This is a genomic window from Streptomyces sp. NBC_00322, from assembly GCF_036147535.1.
In the GTDB taxonomy this organism is placed as follows: domain Bacteria; phylum Actinomycetota; class Actinomycetes; order Streptomycetales; family Streptomycetaceae; genus Streptomyces.
Genome location: NZ_CP108019.1, coordinates 8,117,827 through 8,137,198, shown reverse-complemented (window position 1 = coordinate 8,137,198; position 19,372 = coordinate 8,117,827). Strand labels below are relative to the sequence as shown.

Here is a 19,372-nt window from a genome sequence, read left to right as displayed (position 1 = left end):
GCGCCCGGCACGTTGCCGCAGGCCGTCAACTCCTCGACGAATTCAATGAGATGCGCGCTACATACAGGAAGGCGCGATGAGACAAGCCCGCACGGGCCGCGTATCGCCTCACAACAGAACAGCGAAGCCTGATCCCGCGCAGCCCAGCCCCTCGTCACAAACCCCCTGCCACCCAACATTCTTGGCACGTATCCACACAGGAAGGGCATTGCTGGTCTGTCCGAGACACGACATTCCACGGACGTTGATTGAGGAGTATGCCAGTGGGATTCAACGACACCGAGCCGCAGCGAACTCACGGTCCAGGTACCGACTTTGCCCAAGAGATACGGGACTCGTTTCAGGCCGTGCTGGACGCCTTGGACGCCGCACGCGCCGACCTCTACAAGTTCGACGAGCAGGAGGGCTGGACCGAATGCCCGCCGCTGTCCTGGCGTCAAGGCAGCGAACCGGCCAGGGACGCCGGCTCCACTCATCCGACCCCCTCCCTGCCCTCGCCCCAACGGACACAGCCGGCGAGGCGTGGGCCCGAGTGCCTGGATCTTGAGCCTCCGCACGCCATCTCGCCGCCTGTCGTGGAGCCGCCCCGTACCGATGGCCTACGCCAGGTCGATGCTCCGCAGGATGTGGTGGTGGAGCCGCTTTGGTTGCGCGGCACACATCTGGAGCCTGTGCCGCTCCCGAGGGCGGGAAAGCCAGCAATAGCGAGTGGCTCAGGCCCAACCCACGCCACGCCGCCGGTGACCTTCCTGCCCCCGGCTCCCCCGCAGGAGGGCGCGCTCCGCGGAACAGGCCCACGCACGGACGCCACTCGGCCGGCTGCCCCCCACCGCCCGGCCCCGCCCTCGGATCAGCTCATCGCCCCGCCCTCGAAGGCATCACCGTCACCCATCCGCACCCACGCGAGGAACAGCCGTGGGGGATGGTGGCCCTCCATCGACCGGCTGGACACTCGTCTCGCCGGAACCTTCGGGGGCATCGCCGTCAGCGGATTGATCCTCGCCTCTGCGCTGCTGGTCAACGACAACCCCGCACCTGCGGTCCCCTCCCCGCCCTCCGGGCAACTGGAACGGCCACTGCCCGACAATCCGGCAACCACGCTCCCCGAGATCCCAGGCACGGGCGTGCTGCGCCAGGGCGACAGCGGCCATGGCGTATACGAGTTGCAGGTACGTCTGCTCCAGATCCCGAACATCTACGAGGGCGGCGCGATCAGTGGCCGATACGACATGGAGGTCCGGGAAGCCGTGGCCAGATTCCAGAAGCGGTACAGCATCAGCGGCGACCAGACCGGCATGTACGGCGACCACACTCGCCTCGCCCTCATGCTGCGAACCAAATAGTCAGCGGGGCTCCGCATCCCAGGGGGCACCTCAGAGAGACTCCCACTGGCCACCCGACCAAGCAGGCCGGGGGCAAAGCATGCAGCGCCGACTCGGGCAGCCGTAACCGCCTATGACGTACAGCACGGCGTCACGGAACACCCCGCGTCCGCGGGGAGGACGCCGGCACCGTCGGCGGACGCCTTACCGGAGCCGGAACACCCCCGAGCGCTCGGCAAGCTTCCCACCGAGGCAGTCGCCGGTTTCCACGCGGTTCTGCGGGCGCTGACAGAGGTGTCCGCATGACCCAGACCAGCCCCGAACCGCACGGGAAGAAAACAGCCGCCTTCGAGGACCTGATGGCCGAGGTGATGGCATCCGCCGAGCATTTCGGCCACCGACAGAGTGAAGGCATCCAGCGCACCGCGCGCTATGCGGGAGCGCCCCAAAAGTACAACGCCACCGTAACTCGGGCCTGGGTGGAGTTGGTGGGGTACCACGTGGCCGAGCAGGACACCGACACCTTCTCAGCCTTCGCCGAACACCACCCTCCTCTGCTCGACAAACGCCTGCTCACCCGCTTCTACCGCCCTGCGACGCTGGCGAGTGCGCCTGCTCGGACCGGCTGGGTCGAACCTGACCTCGCCCCGTTCCCCTGGCAGGACGCCAACCACTAACGGGCTTCGACGGGCCAGCCGCGACTGGCCCGGAAGCTCGTCGCCGCATCCCCTACGCCGCGAGTGCCATCGGTGCTGTTGGGTCGAGTCTTCGCACGGTGCGGAAGGCATGTGCCGCGGTGCCCAAGGTGACGTGGTGGTGCCGGCCGCGCCAAGTGCGGGCCCATAGTGGTCCAGGCCCAGGCCGTGTTTGAGCTCGCGGTAGTCGTGCTCAATCCGCCAGCGGATCTTCGCCGGCCGCACCGGATGCGGCATCCAGCGCGGCGACCACGTCGACCCGGCGCAGCGCCGCCACGGGGGCCGATCGTCTCCCTTGTGCCCGTGGGGCGTTCCTGCCGCTTCTCAACCGCCCCAGAGCGTGACGTACACCGGGGGCCGGAACTGGGAGGGCGGGACGCCCGCGCCGGGCGCGCGCATGATGCGGGTCGCCCCGGGGGTGTGCAGGAAGTACAGGAATGCGTCGGTGGCCGGGGAGCGGTGCTCGGGCTGCAGGAAGGTGGCGTGCCACGTGGCGTCCGACGGTGTGGCCGAAGTCTCCAGCATGCGCAGCTCGTCACGCCGGATGCGGGGCGACACCAGATGGGCCAAGGCCGGAGCCACACCCGCGCCCTCGGCGGCGGCAGCCCAGGTCGCGGTCTGGTTCGGGAACACCAACACGTGCCGTTCGGGCACGTCCAGCCGACGCAGCAGCCGCCCGGAGTCTGCTTCCGGATCGGTGCCGGAGGAGTCGACCAGCCACGACCACAGCGGTGGCGGACCGGGAGGCCGCGGCGCCCTGGCGCCGGTCACCACGACCAGCTGGGTGCGGAACAGCGGCTCGCTGACCAGTTCGCCCCCGCGGACGGCACTGAGATCCGGCCCGAGCGCGACATCGGCCAGCCGGTTCTCCACCAGCACGCGCATCTCGTTGCCGACGGCCACCCCGAAGGAGGTCTCGGTCCTGCGCCCCGCACGGACGGCGAAGGCTTCCATGAGCGACGGGAGTACGAACTCGGCCAGCGTGCTCGTGGCGACGACGCGCAGTTCGTCGGGCGCACCCCGCGCCGCCCGTACCGCGACCTCGGCATCCGCGCTCAGCGCGACCATGCGCGACGCGACCGGCAGGAGCCGCGCCCCCGCGGGCGTCAGGCGCATGCCACCGCCGCTGGTGCGCCGGATGAGCGCATCGCCGAAGTGGGTGCGCAGCGCGCTGATCGCCTGCGACACGGCGGACTCGCTCACGCCCAGGGTCCGCGCCGCAGCTGCCACCGACCCGAGCCGGGCCACCAGCACGAAGGTGCTGAGCTGTGTGACGGTCACTACATAATTTTCCCGCGTTTGTGGTGATAAGTGAATGCTTATTCTCCCCTTGTACGGCAGGTGCCGACGAGCGCAGCATCGCGACAAGGCGGGGGCAGCGTCCTGGGAGGCCCGATGCAGGTTCCAGCCGCGTTCCAGTACGAGAAGGCCACCAGCCTCGATCATGCGATCGAGCTGCTCACTCAGTACGGCCCCGAGGCCCGGGTGGTGGCGGGCGGCCACAGCCTGCTGCCGATGATGAAGCTGCGGCTGGCCCGGCCCGAGGCACTGATCGACATCAACGCCCTCGATGAGCTGGCGCTGATCCGGGTGGACGGGCACGAACTGGCCGTCGGAGCGATGGTCCGCCACGCGGAGCTGCTGGCCTCGCCGGTCGTCGGCGAGCACTTCCCCGTCCTGCGGGACGCGGAACGGGTCATCGCCGATCCGCTCGTGCGCAACCGCGGCACAGTGGGCGGCTCGCTGTGCCAGGCCGATCCGTCGGAGGACCTGTCGGCGGCGTTCTCGGCGCTGCGCGCAACCCTTGTCGCCCAGGGCCCAGGAGGCAGACGCTCCATCGCGATCAGGGAGTTCTTCCTCGGCCCGTACGAGACCGCGCTGGACGAGGCGGAGCTTCTGGTGGAGATCCGGGTACCCATCCGTTCGCACGCCAGCGCCTACCGCAAGGTCGAGCGCCGCGTCGGCGACTGGGCGGTCGTCGCCGCAGGAGCGGTGCTGGAGATCTCGGGCGGGGTGATCACCGAGGCCGGTATAGGGCTGACCGCAGTGGGCGCCCCACGGTTCGTGGCCGAGCAGGCCGAGGACTTCCTGCGCGGCGGGCGGCCGGACGAGGAGGCCTTCGTCGAGGCGGGCCGGATCGCCTCGCAGGAGTGCCGGCCGACAGCCGACCAGCGCGGCCCGGTCGACTACAAGCGGCATCTGGCCGGGGAGCTCACCACGCGGGCGCTGCGCGCCGCCGCAGCCCGCGCCCAGGGGCAGGAGGCGTGACATGCGGATCACCGTGACCGTGAACGGCGAGCAGCACACGAGGGACGTGGAGCCGAGGCTGCTGCTCGTGCACTTCCTGCGCGACGAACTCGGGCTCACCGGCACCCACTGGGGCTGTGACACCTCCAACTGCGGGGTGTGCGCCGTCTGGTTGGACGGGACGCCGGTCAAGTCCTGCACCGTGCTCGCGGTGATGGCCGACGGCCATGAGGTGCGGACCGTCGAGGACCTGGCGCACGGTGCCGAACTCGACCCGGTGCAGCAGGGATTCGTCGCCTGCCACGGGCTGCAGTGCGGCTTCTGCACGCCGGGAATGATGCTGACCGCCCGCTGGCTGCTCGACCACAACGCGGATCCGTCCGAGGAGGACATCCGCGAGGCCATCTCCGGACAAGTGTGCCGCTGCACCGGTTACGAGAACATCGTGCGCTCCATCCGCTGGGCAGCCGAGCACGGCGGCGGGGCGCGGACCGCCGACGCGGGCACCGAACAGGTGCCCGGCCGCGAGGAGGTGCGGGCATGACGACCACCGAGGAACGGCCGGTCGGCTTCGGACGGATGCCCCGCAAGGAGGACGCGCGGTTCGTCCGCGGCCACGGAACCTACGTCGACGACGTCCGACTGCCCGGGATGCTGCACGGAGCCGTCCTGCGCAGCCCGCTCGCGCACGCCCGGATCGTGTCCGTCGACACCAGCGCCGCCGAGGCGCACCCGAAGGTCAAGGCCGTGATCACCGGGGAGACTCTGGCCGGTCTCGGGCTGGCCTGGATGCCCACACTCTCGTACGACACCCAGGCCGTGCTCGCCACCGACAAGGTCCGCTTCCAGGGCCAGGAGGTCGCCTTCGTCGTCGCCGAGGACCGATACGCGGCCCGCGACGCCCTCGAGCTGATCGATGTGGAGTACGAACCGCTCCCGCCGGTCGTCGACGCCCGCAGGGCGCTCGACCAGGACGCACCGGTGATCCGCGACGACAAGGAAGAGCAAACCGACAACCACATCTTCGACTGGTCGGCGGGCGACAAGGAGCGCACCGAAGAGGTCTTCGCAGCTGCCGAGGTCGTGGTGGAGCAGGACATGCTCTACCCACGGGTCCACCCGGCGCCGCTGGAGACCTGCGGCACCGTTGCGGACATGGACGCCATCACCGGCAAGCTGACGGTGTGGTCCACCACCCAGGCCCCGCACGCCCACCGCACGCTCTACGCGATGGTGGCCGGTATCCCGGAGCACAAGATCCGGATCATCTCCCCCGACATCGGGGGCGGTTTCGGCAACAAGGTCGGCATCTACCCCGGTTACGTGTGCGCGGTCGTCGGCTCGATCGTCACCGGCAAGCCGGTCAAGTGGGTGGAGGACCGCTCGGAGAACCTGATGAGCACCTCCTTCGCCCGCGACTACCACATGCACGGCGAGATCGCGGCGACGAGGGACGGGAAGATCCAGGCCTTGCGCGTCCATGTGACCGCCGACCACGGCGCCTTCAACGCCACCGCGCAGCCGACGCAGTTCCCGGCCGGCTTCTTCGGCGTGTTCACCGGCTCGTACGACCTGACGGCCGCCCACTGCACCGTGACCGGCGTCTACACCAACAAGGCGCCCGGCGGGGTCGCCTACGCCTGTTCGTTCCGCGTCACCGAGGCCGTGTACCTGGTCGAGCGGATGGTCGACCTGCTCGCCGCCGAGCTCGGCTCAGACCCGGCAGAACTGCGGATGCGCAACCTGCTGCGACCCGAACAGTTCCCGTACCGGTCCCAGACCGGGTGGGAGTACGACTCCGGCGACTACCCACGGGCCCTGCGGCTGGCGATGGACATGGCGCACTACGAGGACCTGCGCCGGGAGCAGGCCGAGAAGCGCGAGCGCGGCGAGCTGATGGGCATCGGAGTCAGCTTCTTCACCGAGGCCGTCGGCGCCGGCCCCCGCAGGCACATGGACATCCTCGGGCTGGGCATGGCCGACGGTGCCGAGCTGCGCGTTCACCCGACCGGCAAGGCGGTGCTGCGGATCTCCGTACAGACCCAGGGCCAGGGCCATGAGACGACCTTCGCGCAGATCGTCGCCGAGGAGCTGGGCATCCCGCCCGAGGACGTCGAGGTGGTGCACGGCGACACCGACCAGACCCCGTTCGGGCTCGGCACCTACGGATCGCGCTCGACGCCCGTGTCAGGGGCGGCGACCGCGATGGTCGCCCGCAAGGTGCGCGAGCGCGCGAAGATCGTCGCCTCCGCGATGCTCGAAGTAAGCCCGGACGACCTGGAATGGGAGAAGGGCCGCTGGTTCGTCACCGGCGACCCCGACCAGGGAAAGACCATGGCGGACATCGCCCTCGCGGCGCATTCCACCCTCGAACTGCCGGAGGGCGTCGAGGGCCAGTTGGACGCGACCTGCGTCTACAACCCGCCGAACCTCACCTTCCCCTTCGGCGCCTACATCTGCGTGGCCGATGTGGACGCGGGCACCGGCCAGGTCAAGGTCCGCCGGTTCATCGCCGTGGACGACTGCGGCAACCGGATCAACCCCATGATCGTCGAGGGTCAGGTGCACGGCGGGCTCGCCGACGGCGTCGGCATGGCGCTCATGCAGGTCATCGCCTTCGACGAGGACGGGAACTGCCTCGGCGGCTCCTTCATGGACTACCTCCTGCCGACCTCGGTCGAGTGTCCGTCCTGGGAGCTCGGCGAGACCGTCACCCCCTCCCCCCACCATCCGATCGGCGCGAAGGGTGTCGGCGAGTCGGCCACCGTGGGCTCGCCCGCCGCGGTGGTCAACGCTGTGGTCGACGCACTGAAGCCGCTCGGCGTACGACACATCGACATGCCCCTGACCCCCGCCGCGGTATGGCGGGCCGCCCAGGGCCGGCCGCTGCGCACCGACTTGGCGATCACCTGAGGTCCGCCTGATGACGAGCACCGAACTGCTGACCCGCGCGGACGCACTCCGGCACGGCCGGACCCCGTTCGTCCTGGCCACCGTCGTCCGCGCGGAACGTCCCACGAGCGCCAAGCCGGGGGACAGCGCCCTGGTGCTGCCCGACGGCACCGTCGAAGGCTTCGTGGGCGGGAGCTGCGCCGAGACGACGGTGCAACTGCAAGGTCTGCGGCTGCTGCAGACCGGCGAGTCGCTGCTGTTGCGGATCACGGCCGCCGCGGACGCCGGGACCGAAGACACGGAGGCGACGGGCCAGGGCCTGGTGACGGTGGCCAATCCGTGCCTGTCCGGCGGGACGCTCGACATCTTCCTGGAGGCCAACCTCCCGCCGGCACTGGTGTACGTCTATGGACACGCGCCCATCGCCCGAGCCCTGCTCGACGTCGGTCGCGTGCTCGGGCTCGACACTCGGCCCGCATCGCCCGGGGAGCCGTTGCCGCCCGATCTGGACGTCGTCGTCGTTGCCTCGCACGGCCGCGACGAGGAGCCCGTTCTGATCGAGGCCGTGCGCGCCGGGGTCCCGTACATCGGGCTGGTGGCCAGCCGAAAGCGCGGCGCGGCGGTACTTGCCGGGCTGGGCCTCACCGAGGAACAGCGCGCGCCCGTCCGGACGCCGGCCGGCCTGGACATCGGCGCACGCACCCCGGCGGAGGTGGCGCTGTCGGTGTACGCCGAGATCATCGCGTTGCGGCCGCCGCGCGCCCGGGCCGTGCGGCCCGCAGGCGCCGCCGCCGGGGCGCCCACCGTCGTCGAGGCGGTCGATCCCGTGTGCGGCATGACCGTCGCGATCACCCCCGCCACCCTCTCGCTGGACCGCAACGGCGGCACGGTGTACTTCTGCGGGCCGGTGTGCCAGCACGCCTTCGCCGACGACCCTTCCCGTTACGCGCATGCCTGACCTCGACGCCCTCGTACCGGATGTCCCCGCCCTGCGCTCGCGGCTGGACGCCGTCGGCTATCTGGCGGACGACGCCCTGACCACGGCGCTGCTGCTGGCCGTGCGCATGCGGCAGCCGATCCTGCTGGAGGGCGAGCCCGGCGTGGGCAAGACCGAGGCGGCCCGCGCCCTCGCCGCCGTACTCGACACCCCGCTGATCCGGCTGCAGTGCTACGAGGGGCTCGCCTCGGCCGAGGCTCTGTACGAGTGGAACTATCCGCGCCAACTGCTGGCCATCCGGCTGGCCGAGTCCCGTGGGGAGTCCCTGCGTGACACCGACCTGTTCGCCGAGGACTATCTGCTGCAACGGCCGCTGCTCGCAGCGATCTCCCACCCGGGACCGCGGCCGGCCGTACTGCTCATCGACGAGGTGGACCGCGCCGACGACGAATTCGAGGCGTTCCTGCTGGAGTTGCTGGCCGATGCCGCGGTCACCATCCCCGAACTGGGGACCCGGAGGGCCACGGTGGCGCCGGTGGCGGTACTGACCTCCAACCGCACCCGGGATCTGCACGACGCGCTGAAACGCCGCTGCCTCTACCACTGGATCGACTACCCGGACACCACACGGGTCGCCGCGATCATCCGCAAACGGGTGCCGGAGTCGGCCGAGTGGCTGGCCGCGCGCGTGGCGTACGGGGTGGCGGCGCTGCGCGCCCGGCAGGAGCTCATCAAGCCGCCCGGCATCGCCGAGGCGATCGACTGGGCAGGCGCGCTGCAGGCGCTGGGCCTCTCCGTTCTCGACGCCGACGCCGCGGACCGCACCCTGGGCGCGGTGCTCAAGTACGCCGAGGACCTGCAGGCCGTGCGCCGGGCCGGGCTGGCGGAGCTGGTCGATGCGGAGGCCGGCCCCGATGCCTGACCTGCCGGAACTGGCCGCCTCGTTCGCCGCGGCCCTGCACGACGCCGGGATCGCGGTGGGCCCCGACCGCACACGGTGCTTCGCCCAGGCCATCACCCTGCTGGCACCGTCGACGACGCGCGAGTTGCGGCACTGCGCGCTCACCACTCTGGTGTCCGACCGCGAGCAGATCGAGCCGTTCGACGCGGTCTTCCGCGAGGTCTTCGGCGGCCCGGCCGACCGCGGAACACGGCGCGGGCAGCCCAGCGACCCGCCCCGATCGCTCCCGGGCACCGTCCCCGGCGCCGACAGGAAGGTCACCGCGGACGGAGACGGCCGGGAGGGCGACGCACAGCCGCGGGAGGTGGCCCTGCCCCTTGCCGCCAGTCCCCTCGACCACCTCGCCACCCGCGACTTCGCGGCCCTGTCCGCCGAGGAACTGGCGCGCCTCTCCGAGATGATGCGCACCGTCGCGCTTCGCACCCCGACGCGGCCGTCCCGTCGACGCCGGCCCGCGCCCCACGGCGAGCGAGTCGACCTGCGCCGCACGCTGTCCGTCAGCCGGCGCACCGGCGGATATCCCCTGCGACTGCGCCGCTTCGAACCGCGCACCCGTCCCCGCGATCTCGTCGTGCTCTGCGACATCTCCGGATCGATGGAGCCCTACGCCCGCGCAATGCTGCAACTGCTCTACTGCGCCTCGCGCGCAGCCCGGGCCGAGGTGTTCACCTTCGCCACCCGGCTCACCCGCCTCACGCCCGTCTTCCGGCGGGCCGGGCCGTACGACGCCCTGGCACGCGCCGGGCGGGCGGCCCCGGACTGGTCCGGGGGCACCCGAATAGCAGACTGCCTCGCGGAGTTCAACGAACGGTTCGGCCGACGCGGCATGGCGCGCGGCGCCGTGGTTGTCATCGTCTCCGACGGCTGGGACACCGGCGCGCCCGTCGATCTCACCACGCACATGGCACGGCTGTCCCGTGTCGCATACCGCGTCGTATGGGTCAATCCCCGTACGGCCAGCCCCCGTTACCGTCCGCTCGTCGGCGGCATGGCCGCCGCCTTGCCCTACTGCGACGCCGTCGTCAGTGCCCACAGCTTCGCGGCCCTGGACGACTTCGCCGCCGCCTTGTCCGCCCCTGGCCGCCGACGGTGACCCGGCAGTGTAAGCGGCGTCACGGGCAAGGGCGGAGCGGTCGGCCGTGTCTTGTGCGACGCGCACAGCCGGCGGTCTGCCGCGGCAAGCTGGATCAGGCGCGCGGCGCCGTCGGCGGGCGCATCGAGAAAGGGCCGTGCCAGGTTCTTCAGAACGGCGCCGACGGGGCCCATGTAGCGGCCGGAGTCGGAGGCGATGATGCCGGGATGGAAGTCGCCCCCGTCCGTGGCCGGGTGACGCCGGGCGAATTCGCGCAGCAGTGTCCCGGCGGCGAGCTTGGCACGGGCGTATGCCCTATCTCCGAGGACTACCTCGCTCGGCAGGACAGCGGGACCGATCCGCGGGACGGCGGCACGGAAACGTTCACGGCCTGACAGCCGGGGCACGCGCTTTCGGCACCGCGGGACAGAGCCTCGCCCCACGGTGCCTCCTGCGTTGCCTGTCAGGCGGTGTTGACCGTGACGTCGTCGACGATGAAGTCGGTTCGGAGGGAGGCGTCCTCGTTGCTGACCAGCTTGATCGTCACTGTGTGTCCCAGGTAGGCGGAGAGGTCGTAGGAGCGGTAGACGTAGCTGCTGTTGGCGTTCACGTTGGACAGGGTTCCCAGCGTGGTGGTAGTGGCGCCGTCGACGACCTGCACCTTGAGCGTGTCATACGCCACCTGGTCGGTCTCGAAGGTGCCGATGCGGCTGTAGTACCCCAACCACGCCTGGTTCACGTTGCTCGGGATCGTGACCTGCTGGGACATCGTCTCCGTTTCGGTCGCTCCATAGCCGCCGAACCAGGCGTAGTTGGAGCCGGTGTTGGCCGGGTACGTCGACCAGTTGCCGACGAACGACCCACCCATCGTGGCTGTCCAGTTCCAACCGGCCGTGCCTGTCTGGCCGCCTGACGTGTTGGCCTCGAAGCTGGAGTTGAGCAGGCTGGCCCGGTAGTCGATGGTGTGCCAGTAGACCCAGTTGCGGGTATTGTCCGACGTGTTCAGCCCGGCGCCGGGGCGGTCGTTCTTGAAGTACTCGCTGAAGCTCGACTCCCTGTGATTCAGCAGCAGGTTGATCGTGCTCGCTTTTCCACCATCGACCTGGTTCCACAGGTCGATCAGGGAGCCGGCCACGCGGCCCTCCACCGCGTCGCCGTTCTGCCAGTTGGTGCTGGAGACCGGAGAGCCGGAGTTGAACCAGGTGGAGTTCATCAAGCTCACCGAGGAGCCGTTGGGCCAGACGAACTGGTTGTCGCCCTTGACGCTGCCGGCGACAGCGTTGGCGAACCCCTCGGTCCAGGCGCACGAGGTGTTCAGAGCCCCCCAGATCATGTGATTGTTGCAATTTGCCGTGGGCCACCACCAGTTGTACAGATGGTGCATCAGAGCGTGACCGGATTCGTGGACCACGAGGTGCTCGGAGTCGGGGTCATTGTCCCGCAGCCTTATGTAACTGGCGGCTGCGTTGGCCCCGGGGACGTAGTAGCCGCCGTCAGCGTTGCCGGCCCACCATTGAGCCGTCATCTTGCTGCAGTTGCTGGTCTCGTGGGCGGTCCAGCAGCCGGTGTTGGAGCCGCGCCACCACCAGGTGAGGTTGAGGGTGTCGAAGGTGTGCCAGGCGCGCATCTGGGCTGCCGCCGGCGCCGTCCAGCCGAGATTCTGGTTGGTGGAGACGTTGTAGACGGCAGGCGTAGTGGTCGAGTACACCGACCCGCTGCCGTTGGTCACCTGCCAGACCGCACTCTCCGACCGGAACTCCACGAAGAGCAGGTACATCGAGTCGACCGGCAGGGTGAAGCAGAGGTTGTAGGCGCCGGAGTTGTCAGTCAGGCCGCTGGCGTAGACCTGCTGGGCGGCATTCGCGGTGGTCCGCCCCCACAGTTTAACGGTGAGGTTGCGGCCGCCCAGCCACGTCCCCGCCTGGTTGGTGAAGTTGAAGCCACCGCTCATGCAGACCTGCTGGCCGGCGACCTGGGCAACGACGCCGGTGCCTCCGCCGGCCTTCGGAACCTTCGCGAACTTCTTGCTCACTGAGGCCGACGTCGAGCGCCGCTCGCCCGAACGTCCCGGGAGCGAGGTGATGTCCACCCCCGACCGGGAGACGCTTTCGCCCGGTTTGTTCGTGCCGACGGTGAGCAGCACGGAACCGTGGGCTTCCCGCTCCGGCGACGGCGAGTCGACGTCGGAGAGGTTGGCCTCGATCTGGGCGGGCCCCTCCGCCGTGGCGCGGACATGCAGGGTGAAGGTCTGCTTGTTGGTGTCGAGGGCCACCACGCCCTTGGCGTCCAGCCAGGGACCTACCTGCTTGGGCGCGCTCAGAGGGGAACCCTCGGTGATGAGCTGGAAGGTGTCGGGCACCCGGACGGTCAGTCGGGCGTGTGCGACGTGGACCTGGGAACGGAGGCTGACCCGGAGGGCCACCGTCTCACCCTTGGCAGGGAGCTTGTCCAGCTTCACATCGACCGCGACACAACTGGACGGGGTCTCCGACCTGGGGCTGGCCGGGACGTTGAGCGTACATTTCGGGAGCGCGGACTGCGGGACAGCGGTCGCCGTCGACGCGAGCCCACTCGATATGGCGACGGCCGCCGCACCGATCACGGCGACCCATCGCGCGAACTTCGGAATCATCTCATTTCGGTCCTCTACTGAGACGGGAGCTCCGGGTGGGACTGCCAGGAGGTCGACACAGCATGGACGCACGGAAGTTGAGTGTGCAATATCACATCACACAAAACTTTGCGTTGTTCAACCAACACACAGTGTGATGAAGCCCCCGGCCGGCCATCGGCGGGGCGGGGAGGGGGTGGTCGGGAAACCAGCCCGGGGATCATTCACGGGACGCCCTTACACGGCGTCGAGTTCGGCGAATTCCGCTTCGGTGAGTGTCAGGTCGGCCGCTGCCGCCGGGTCACGGATGGTCGTCGGCCGGGACGATCCCGGGATCGGGATGACGACGGGTCACTTGGCCAACTCCCAGGACAGGGACACTTGCTGCGCGCCGACTCCGCGTTCCTCGGCGATTCGCGCGAACGCGGAGTGCGACGAACCCAGGCCGCCCGCCCGGGAGATATCACCCGGCGGGCTGTAAGGCTGCCCGCCTACACCCTTCAACGCCTTTGCGCCCGCCAGCACATCGCGCGGCGCAAGCACCGAGGCGGAGGCGTCCACCACGGCTCGCGGCACCAGCGACAGCCTCGCCGGAGAGCCCGCGGCTAAGGGTGGTTACCTGTAACGTCCGTCCTTCTCCTTCGGGCGGCACCCCACCGAGTGGACCACGACAGAAGCCGGCCGCCACGATCACCAGCAAGATCCGTCCGACCTTCGAAGACGCTGGTCGGAAGGTTTCTCCACGCGTAGCGCTCAGTGGGGCGGGCGGGACTCGAACCCGCGGCCGACGGATGATGAGTGCCTCGCTCACATCCTGCGGATACGCAGGTACCGCGCGAGATCCGGCAGCAACTGCCTGACAGCGACCACCAGGGCAGCCGCGGCAGCCGCGCCGCCGATGATTGTCCTCTTCATGCTTGTCTCCTCACTTCGCGGCCTCGCCGACCGCAGCCGGTGCCGCCGACAATTCCTGCTCGCTGTCCCGCAGCACGCCCAGGATCAGCCCTACTGCCTCCGGCACCGCGGCGGCCACCGGCGGGCTGAGGCCGATGCCTTCCTCCACGCCGGCGGGTTCACAGCCCACGACCAGGGTGCGCCGCGGTGGCCGGGCGCCGGTGCCCGCGCAGAGGGTCTCCAGGAGGGCCAGGACCGCGTCGGGGGACATCCGGTGGCCGTCCAGCAGGGCGCCCTGGGGCTCGATGTCGCCCGAGCGCTCGGCTTCGATCAGGTAGACCGTGCCGGGGACGCCGCCGCGTGCCGTGGCGTCGACCAGGACGAGGGTGTCGTAGCCGTCGAGGAGTTGATACGCCAGGTGTACGCCCCGTACGCCGATGTCCACGACCTCGGCGTGTTCGGGAAGCTGTTCCGCGGCCAGCCTGCGTACGGTCTCGACGCCGAAGCCGTCGTCGCCGAGGAAGATGTTTCCGACCCCGGCGACCAGAGTCCGGGCGTTGTTGTCCTGTGGCCGTTTCATCCGTCCTCCAGGGGGACGACCTCGTCGGGCTGGAAGTACAGGAAGCGGCCCTGCTCGCGGCGGATGTCGGCTCCCGGATCGCCCTCGACGGTCACCGCCAGGTGCACTGCCCCGTCCACGTCGTGCAGCACCGCCTCGACCCTGGCGCTGCGACCGTGCAGAAACAGATCCTGTGCGTCGGTGCGACGCAGGCCCGGGCGCAGCTGTACGCGGCTCCCGGCGCCCAGCGACCGGCCGTCGACGAGGACCCGGTCGTGTGCCGGGTCGAAGCCGGAGTCGCTTGCCGGGTCCCACCACGGGGTGTCCGGCCGCTGTACCTCGTCCGACATGTCGGAGCCGGTCACCTCCCGCAGCGAACGCACCGCGCCGTGCAGGCGCTCAAGGACTTCGGGGGGCATCGAGTCGGCCAGGTCGATCACGGCGGCGGCCCGTTCGTCGGTGCCGCGGGCCTCGCGCTTCTCCTCGTCGGTGAGGGCCGCGGTGCGCAGCGCGAGAATCTCGTCGATCTCGGTGGCGTCGTAGAGGGTCCCCGGACTCTCCGGGGCGATGGCGGGGTGGTCCTCCAGAATGATCGGGGAGGACAACACCAGGTCCGCGCGGCCGGGTTCCCCGGCGAGGACCGGCCAGGTGTGCAAGTTGCGGCAGGAAGCGATCGCGCCCTTGGCCCACTCGGGCGGATCCGTCATCGACAGGAACGACCCGGCGCTGAGGCCCATCAGAAGGTGCGCGGCCACCAGCGAGTACGCCAGCGCGGCGTCCCGGTCGGCCGAGCCGTCCGGGAGGCTCCAGGTGCTGGTGTTCTCCACGACAGCGGTCAGGCACATCACCCGGTAGGGCCCGTCGAGTTCACGCGCGGACAGCCGCAGGACGCCGTTGATCTCCTCGCATCGGCGAATGAGCCGGCCGACCGTCCGCCCGTCCGCGTCCAGGACGGGCTCGGTCTCTTCGCGGGCCGGGCGGGTGAAGGGGACCGTGAGGCCGTCTCCGGTCAGCCTCCCCACCGGGGCGAGCACTTCGACTCGTTCTTCGACGCCCTCGTCCCAGGGCACCAGGACGCGGTCCTCCAAGTGGAGTTCCGGCACCGTCTCGAAGCCGCCGTCCAGCAGGGCTTGTTGTACGGTCCGGCGCTGCGCGTGCAGGAAGCGCACCTCGACCGCGATACTCGCGCCCGCCTTCGGCTCCATCAGACACTCGGTGTGCTGGAAGTCGTGCTCCTCACGCTCGGCGCCCCACGCGGGCGGCACGAGCACACCGAACTGCCAGCGCAGCCGGTTCTTGGCGGCCGAGGCACGGTACGGGTAGAGCACATAGCCCTCGAAGAGCACAGCGTCCGCCACCTGCCGGGCATGGGCCAGCCTGGCTTCCGTCTCCGGTGCGAAGGCATTTGTCGTCACCGCGCCGTCCTCCCGGTTGCGTGTGGCAGCAACGCCCGGTCCAGGGCGTGGCCCGGCGGGAGCTCCGGCCTGTCGGCCTCGGCCAGCAGGGCCCGTACGGCCGCTTCCCAGGAGGGCAGCGCACGCTTTGACCGGAAGGCGAGCAGTGCGTCCACGGTGTCGCGGGGCAGCCGGATCCAGCCGCAGCCGGGGAAGTGCTGCTCGACCATCTCCTGCCACACCTCTACCGGCATCCGGAAGGCCGCCTCCCGGTCCCACGGCACGGGCTCGACGCGGAAGCCGCCCGCTCCCGTGAATGCCGTTCCGGAGAACAGCATGAGCAGCGGCACCTCGCCCGCCTCCAGGGCATTGAAGTACCGCGTGGCGGCGACGTCCATGTCGTACGTGCAGGGCACGGCGAGGTCGGTTTCCGTCTCCCCCGTGAAACCGGGAACCATGTGCGAGACCTGGGCGAACTGAACCGGCTGGAGCGTGCTGCCCCAGCGCGAGCGGTCTCCGAAGAGGTCGGCGAGCCCATCGGCCTCCGTGGGCTCGTAGCCGCGCCGCGCGGGCTCGATGCGGATCTGGCAGCGCAAGGCCAGGGCGTGCACGCGGGCGTTGTCGGACGCGGTGATGCGCAGCCTGAAGACGAGCGTCGGACCGGCGGCGTACGGGTCGGCTCGTACGCCCGTACAGGTGAAGGCGAACTCCGTCATGGCCGGCCCTCCCCCTGCACCGTCCTGGCGCGGCGGCCGACCTGCTCGAAGAACGCCTCCAGATCGGCCCGGGCCTCGGCTCCGCCGTCGAAGCCCTGCCACAACAGGCGCATGCGGCCCACCAGTTCGTAACAGATGTCGATCGGGACGAGGTAGCACTCGGGCCGGCCGCCGCCCTGTGTGCGGCGCAACAGCAGCGCTTCCACGTCGGGTTGGAGGAGCGCGGCCAGGCGACTGTTTCCCAGCACGGTCTGCCACGCCGAGGGTTCGAGTTCACTCTCGGTCGCGCCCGCGGGACTCGGGTAGAGCGCCACCAGGCGGTTGAGCGCCGCGTTGCGGAAGAAGAAGGCGACACCGACCGGGATCTGCAGAACGTCCCACGCGCTGTCGTCCAGCCGATGGTCCGGGTCGGCCAGATAGCGGTCCGGGACCGCCCGGAAGCGGCCTCCCGCGGCACCGGGCCGCTCGAACAGGAGGGCACACGAGACGCAGGCGCAGGCAAGTGCCCGCTTGTCCGTGTCCACCAGGTGGCGGTGGCTGTCTTCGGCCACCACCGCTCCGCACAGTTCGCATCTTGCCTGCGGGACTGGACGCTCCGTCAGAAACCGGCGCAGTCCGCGGATTTCACCAGCGAGCGGCGCAGGAAGCTGCTGCTGGACGCGAGAGGCGCTCACCGCGTCTTCGCCCCGGCCGCTCCTGGCCCGGTGCGGGAGGTGGGAGGGGTCCCGATCTGGAGCAGCGCGGGCTCCCCGGCGGCGGAGCCCGTCTCCACTTCCACGGCGGTCACCTCGGGCGCGAAGCAGGTGAGAGCGTCCTCGACGGCCTGTTGTGCCGCCGCGGTCGTGGCGGCACATCCGCAGCCTCCACCGCCTGCGGACCGCAGGCGCAGCGTTCCGGAGGAGTCGTCGAAGCCCGCCACCTCCCATGCCTGGTCACCGGCCGCGTCCAGGGCACGCGCGATGCGCGTGCCTGTGTCCTCGGGGTGCAGGTCGTGCAGGAGGAGCAGGCTCGAGACGAGTTCGTCTCCGAGCAGGCCGGACAGGCGGCTGCCGGCGCCGGGGGCGTCGAGCAGCCGGACGATCCGGGCCAGACCGGCGCCGTAGAAGTCCATCAGGACCCGGACCAGTTCCTCGGCCCCGGCACGTGCCGGTTCGTCACCGGTGGCGGCCAGCTTGTCGAGGACCTGTTCCACGCGCCGTCCTGCCTGCTCCGCGTTCATGACCCCGGTGGCGCCGTGTGCCGGCGGGGCCGCGGTGCGGGCTGCCGGGCTCATCCGGCAAGACCGCTCAGGCCGGTGGGCACGTGCATCGACTTCACGGTCTTACCGCCGCCGACGTACATGTGAACGCCGCAGGGCAGGCAGGGGTCGAAGCTGCGCACCGCGCGCATGATGTCGATGCCCTTGAAGTTCTCCGGCGAGTTCTCCTCGAAGATGGGTGTGTTCTGCACGGCGTCCTCGTACGGGCCGGGTGTGCCGTACGTGTCGCGCGTGCTGGCGTTCCACGGAGTGGGCGGGTACGGGTGGTAGTTGGCGATCTTCCCGTCCCGGATGACCATGTGGTGGGAGAGGACGCCGCGCACGGCCTCGGTGAAACCGACGCCGATGGACTGGTCCGGCACCTCGAACTTCTCCCAGGTCTGGGTGCGGCCGGCCCGCACTTCCTCCAGGCCCTTCTCGGCGCAGTGCAGGGCGATGGCCGCGGCGTAGGCCTGGAAGTAGGTGCGGGCGCGGTTGCGTTCCAGCGCGTTGCTCCAGCGCGGGATCTTCCACTCGAAGGTGGTCTCGGGCTTGGTCATCGTGCGCGGCAGGTTGATGACGACGCTGTTGCCGGTCGCCTTGACGTAGCCGACGTCGACGAGGCCGGACAGCGCCGTCGACCACAGGCGAGCGATCGGGCCGCCACCGGTGTCCAGCGGCAGATAGTCCTTGCCGTCGAACCAGCGCGGCGACATCACCCAGCTGTACTTGTCGTTGAAGTCCCGCTTCTGAGGGGCCGGGATGGTGTGCTGGTTCCACGGGTGGCGCGGGTCGACGGGGTTGCCGAGCGGGTCGTGGGTGACGAACTGCTCCTGGCCCTGCCAGTCGTCGTAGTACGAGCTGCCCAGCAGGATGCGGATGCCGAGGTTGATCTCGGTGAGGTCGTTCGTGACGAGCTTGCCGTCGACGATGATGCCGGGGGTGACGAACATCCGCCGTCCCCAGCTGCTCATGTTGGCGTAGGTGAAGTCGCAGTACTCGGGGTCGTTGAGTGCTCCCCAGCAGCCGAGCAGCACGCGTCGGCGGCCGACTTCCTCGTACCCCGGCAGGGCCTCGTAGAAGAAGTCGAACAGGTCGTCGTGCAGGGGGACGACCCTCTTCATGAACTCCACGTAGCGCATGAGGCGGCTGAGGTAGTCCGTGAAGAGCTGTACGGAGGCGACGGTGCCGACTCCGCCCGGGTAGAGCGTGGAGGGGTGCACATGGCGGCCCTCCATCAGACAGAACATCTCCCGGGTGTAGCGGCTCACTTGGAGGGCTTCGCGGTAGAACTCGCCCTCGATGGGATTGAGTGACCGCATGATGTCGGCGATGGTGCGGTAGCCGTGCTCGCCCGCGTGCGGCGCCTCGGTGCGCTCGGCGAGTTCGAGGACGCCGGGGTTGGTCTCGCGGACCATCTTTTCGCAGTAGTCGACCCCGACCAGGTTCTCCTGGAAGATGTTGTGGTCGAACATGTACTCCGCGGACTCGCCGAGGTTGATGATCCACTCACCGAGATGCGGGGGCTTGACGCCGTACGCCATGTTCTGCGCGTACACCGAACACGTCGCGTGGTTGTCGCCGCAGATCCCGCAGATCCGGCTGGTGATGAAGTGCGCGTCCCGGGGGTCCTTGCCGCGCATGAAGACGCTGTAGCCGCGGAAGACGGACGAGGTGCTGTAGCACTCCGCGACCCGCTTCTGCTTGAAGTCGATCTTTGTGTGGATACCGAGACTGCCCACGATCCGGGTGATCGGATCCCAGGACATTTCCATCAGGCCACTGCCGTCGCCGGCCGCCTTCGTCGTCGGTGCCATCGTGAGTGCCGTGCCCTT

The 19,372-nt window shown here is 69.8% G+C and carries 19 protein-coding genes and 1 pseudogene; 9 read left to right on the top strand and 11 right to left on the bottom strand.

Features of this window, described 5'->3' with window-relative positions; all coding sequences use genetic code 11:
* The first annotated feature begins 992 nt into the window (after positions 1-992).
* Together OG905_RS37110 and OG905_RS37105 are read left to right on the top strand one after the other, a co-directional pair.
* Positions 993-1,343: a peptidoglycan-binding domain-containing protein gene (locus OG905_RS37110; RefSeq protein ID WP_328681452.1), complete on the top strand. Its 351-nt coding sequence runs from the start codon at positions 993-995 to the stop codon at positions 1,341-1,343.
* Between the two features lie 281 nt (positions 1,344-1,624).
* On the top strand, positions 1,625-1,999 hold the full coding sequence (locus OG905_RS37105; protein ID WP_328681451.1) for a hypothetical protein: 375 nt from the start codon (positions 1,625-1,627) through the stop codon (positions 1,997-1,999).
* Positions 2,000-2,051: 52 nt separating this feature from the next.
* Here OG905_RS37105 and OG905_RS37100 read toward each other — a convergent pair.
* Positions 2,052-2,242, bottom strand: a pseudogene (locus tag OG905_RS37100) (transposase); the annotation flags it as partial.
* A gap of 99 nt (positions 2,243-2,341) precedes the next feature.
* Positions 2,342-3,298, bottom strand: coding sequence for a LysR family transcriptional regulator (locus OG905_RS37095; protein ID WP_328681450.1), 957 nt, complete (start codon positions 3,296-3,298; stop codon positions 2,342-2,344).
* 114 nt (positions 3,299-3,412) lie between these two features.
* On the opposite strand from OG905_RS37095, the gene OG905_RS37090 reads away from it, so the two are divergent.
* The 7 genes from OG905_RS37090 (at position 3,413) to OG905_RS37060 (ending at position 10,521) form a co-directional block, all read left to right on the top strand.
* A complete protein-coding gene (locus tag OG905_RS37090) occupies positions 3,413-4,285 on the top strand; it encodes an FAD binding domain-containing protein (protein WP_328681449.1) in 873 nt (290 codons plus the stop codon).
* 1 nt (position 4,286) lies between these two features.
* Positions 4,287-4,808, top strand: a complete 522-nt coding sequence (locus OG905_RS37085) for a (2Fe-2S)-binding protein (RefSeq protein ID WP_328681448.1) — start codon at positions 4,287-4,289, stop codon at positions 4,806-4,808.
* Positions 4,805-7,177 carry an aerobic carbon-monoxide dehydrogenase large subunit gene (locus OG905_RS37080; protein ID WP_328681446.1) on the top strand — a complete coding sequence of 791 codons (2,373 nt, stop codon included), beginning with the start codon at positions 4,805-4,807 and terminating at the stop codon, positions 7,175-7,177. The genes OG905_RS37085 and OG905_RS37080 overlap by 4 nt, the downstream gene beginning before the upstream one ends.
* A 10-nt stretch (positions 7,178-7,187) precedes the next feature.
* A complete protein-coding gene (locus OG905_RS37075) occupies positions 7,188-8,114 on the top strand; it encodes an XdhC family protein (RefSeq protein WP_328681444.1) in 927 nt (308 codons plus the stop codon).
* On the top strand, positions 8,107-9,015 hold the full coding sequence (locus OG905_RS37070; protein ID WP_328681442.1) for an AAA family ATPase: 909 nt from the start codon (positions 8,107-8,109) through the stop codon (positions 9,013-9,015). Before OG905_RS37075 ends, OG905_RS37070 begins: the two co-directional genes overlap by 8 nt.
* Positions 9,008-10,147 carry a vWA domain-containing protein gene (locus OG905_RS37065; protein ID WP_328681440.1) on the top strand — a complete coding sequence of 380 codons (1,140 nt, stop codon included), beginning with the start codon at positions 9,008-9,010 and terminating at the stop codon, positions 10,145-10,147. Before OG905_RS37070 ends, OG905_RS37065 begins: the two co-directional genes overlap by 8 nt.
* Positions 10,148-10,353: 206 nt before the next feature.
* Entirely contained in the window at positions 10,354-10,521 is a 168-nt protein-coding gene (locus OG905_RS37060; RefSeq protein ID WP_328681439.1) for a hypothetical protein, read from the top strand.
* A gap of 68 nt (positions 10,522-10,589) precedes the next feature.
* Here OG905_RS37060 and OG905_RS37055 read toward each other — a convergent pair whose 3' ends face one another.
* The 9 genes from OG905_RS37055 to OG905_RS37020 form a co-directional block, all read right to left on the bottom strand.
* On the bottom strand, positions 10,590-12,758 hold the full coding sequence (locus OG905_RS37055) for a hypothetical protein (protein ID WP_328681438.1): 2,169 nt from the start codon (positions 12,756-12,758) through the stop codon (positions 10,590-10,592).
* Positions 12,759-13,088: 330 nt separating this feature from the next.
* Entirely contained in the window at positions 13,089-13,313 is a 225-nt protein-coding gene (locus OG905_RS39260; protein ID WP_443044037.1) for a hypothetical protein, read from the bottom strand.
* Positions 13,314-13,544: 231 nt separating this feature from the next.
* Positions 13,545-13,652, bottom strand: coding sequence for a DUF6893 family small protein (locus tag OG905_RS39255; protein ID WP_443044036.1), 108 nt, complete (start codon positions 13,650-13,652; stop codon positions 13,545-13,547).
* A gap of 10 nt (positions 13,653-13,662) precedes the next feature.
* Positions 13,663-14,211, bottom strand: a complete 549-nt coding sequence (locus OG905_RS37045; protein WP_328681436.1) for a hydrogenase maturation protease — start codon at positions 14,209-14,211, stop codon at positions 13,663-13,665.
* Positions 14,208-15,605 carry a hypothetical protein gene (locus tag OG905_RS37040; RefSeq protein ID WP_328681434.1) on the bottom strand — a complete coding sequence of 466 codons (1,398 nt, stop codon included), beginning with the start codon at positions 15,603-15,605 and terminating at the stop codon, positions 14,208-14,210. The genes OG905_RS37045 and OG905_RS37040 overlap by 4 nt, the downstream gene beginning before the upstream one ends.
* The gene (locus OG905_RS37035; protein ID WP_328681432.1) at positions 15,602-16,300 is read right to left on the bottom strand and encodes a DUF6084 family protein; all 699 of its coding nucleotides are present in this window, start codon (positions 16,298-16,300) and stop codon (positions 15,602-15,604) included. The genes OG905_RS37040 and OG905_RS37035 overlap by 4 nt, the downstream gene beginning before the upstream one ends.
* Positions 16,297-16,914, bottom strand: coding sequence for a DUF5947 family protein (locus OG905_RS37030; RefSeq protein ID WP_328682804.1), 618 nt, complete (start codon positions 16,912-16,914; stop codon positions 16,297-16,299). The genes OG905_RS37035 and OG905_RS37030 overlap by 4 nt, the downstream gene beginning before the upstream one ends.
* Before the next feature lie 56 nt (positions 16,915-16,970).
* A complete protein-coding gene (locus OG905_RS37025; protein ID WP_328681430.1) occupies positions 16,971-17,573 on the bottom strand; it encodes a hypothetical protein in 603 nt (200 codons plus the stop codon).
* Positions 17,570-19,354 (bottom strand): nickel-dependent hydrogenase large subunit, encoded by a 1,785-nt coding sequence (locus tag OG905_RS37020; RefSeq protein WP_328681428.1) that lies wholly within the window; start codon positions 19,352-19,354, stop codon positions 17,570-17,572. The genes OG905_RS37025 and OG905_RS37020 overlap by 4 nt, the downstream gene beginning before the upstream one ends.
* Between the last annotated feature and the right edge of the window lie 18 nt (positions 19,355-19,372).

Bases quoted from the DNA above. Each gene is read 5' to 3' on its own strand.
- OG905_RS37020 (WP_328681428.1), bottom strand. From the start codon at position 19,354: ATGGCACCGACGACGAAGGCGGCCGGCGACGGCAGTGGCCTGATGGAA.
- OG905_RS37065 (WP_328681440.1), top strand. From the start codon at position 9,008: ATGCCTGACCTGCCGGAACTGGCCGCCTCGTTCGCCGCGGCCCTGCAC.
- OG905_RS37090 (WP_328681449.1), top strand. From the start codon at position 3,413: ATGCAGGTTCCAGCCGCGTTCCAGTACGAGAAGGCCACCAGCCTCGAT.
- OG905_RS37105 (WP_328681451.1), top strand. From the start codon at position 1,625: ATGACCCAGACCAGCCCCGAACCGCACGGGAAGAAAACAGCCGCCTTC.
- OG905_RS37075 (WP_328681444.1), top strand. From the start codon at position 7,188: ATGACGAGCACCGAACTGCTGACCCGCGCGGACGCACTCCGGCACGGC.
- OG905_RS39255 (WP_443044036.1), bottom strand. From the start codon at position 13,652: ATGAAGAGGACAATCATCGGCGGCGCGGCTGCCGCGGCTGCCCTGGTG.
- OG905_RS37080 (WP_328681446.1), top strand. From the start codon at position 4,805: ATGACGACCACCGAGGAACGGCCGGTCGGCTTCGGACGGATGCCCCGC.
- OG905_RS37070 (WP_328681442.1), top strand. From the start codon at position 8,107: ATGCCTGACCTCGACGCCCTCGTACCGGATGTCCCCGCCCTGCGCTCG.
- OG905_RS37085 (WP_328681448.1), top strand. From the start codon at position 4,287: ATGCGGATCACCGTGACCGTGAACGGCGAGCAGCACACGAGGGACGTG.
- OG905_RS37035 (WP_328681432.1), bottom strand. From the start codon at position 16,300: ATGACGGAGTTCGCCTTCACCTGTACGGGCGTACGAGCCGACCCGTAC.
- OG905_RS37045 (WP_328681436.1), bottom strand. From the start codon at position 14,211: ATGAAACGGCCACAGGACAACAACGCCCGGACTCTGGTCGCCGGGGTC.
- OG905_RS37060 (WP_328681439.1), top strand. From the start codon at position 10,354: ATGGAAGTCGCCCCCGTCCGTGGCCGGGTGACGCCGGGCGAATTCGCG.
- OG905_RS37055 (WP_328681438.1), bottom strand. From the start codon at position 12,758: ATGATTCCGAAGTTCGCGCGATGGGTCGCCGTGATCGGTGCGGCGGCC.
- OG905_RS37025 (WP_328681430.1), bottom strand. From the start codon at position 17,573: ATGAGCCCGGCAGCCCGCACCGCGGCCCCGCCGGCACACGGCGCCACC.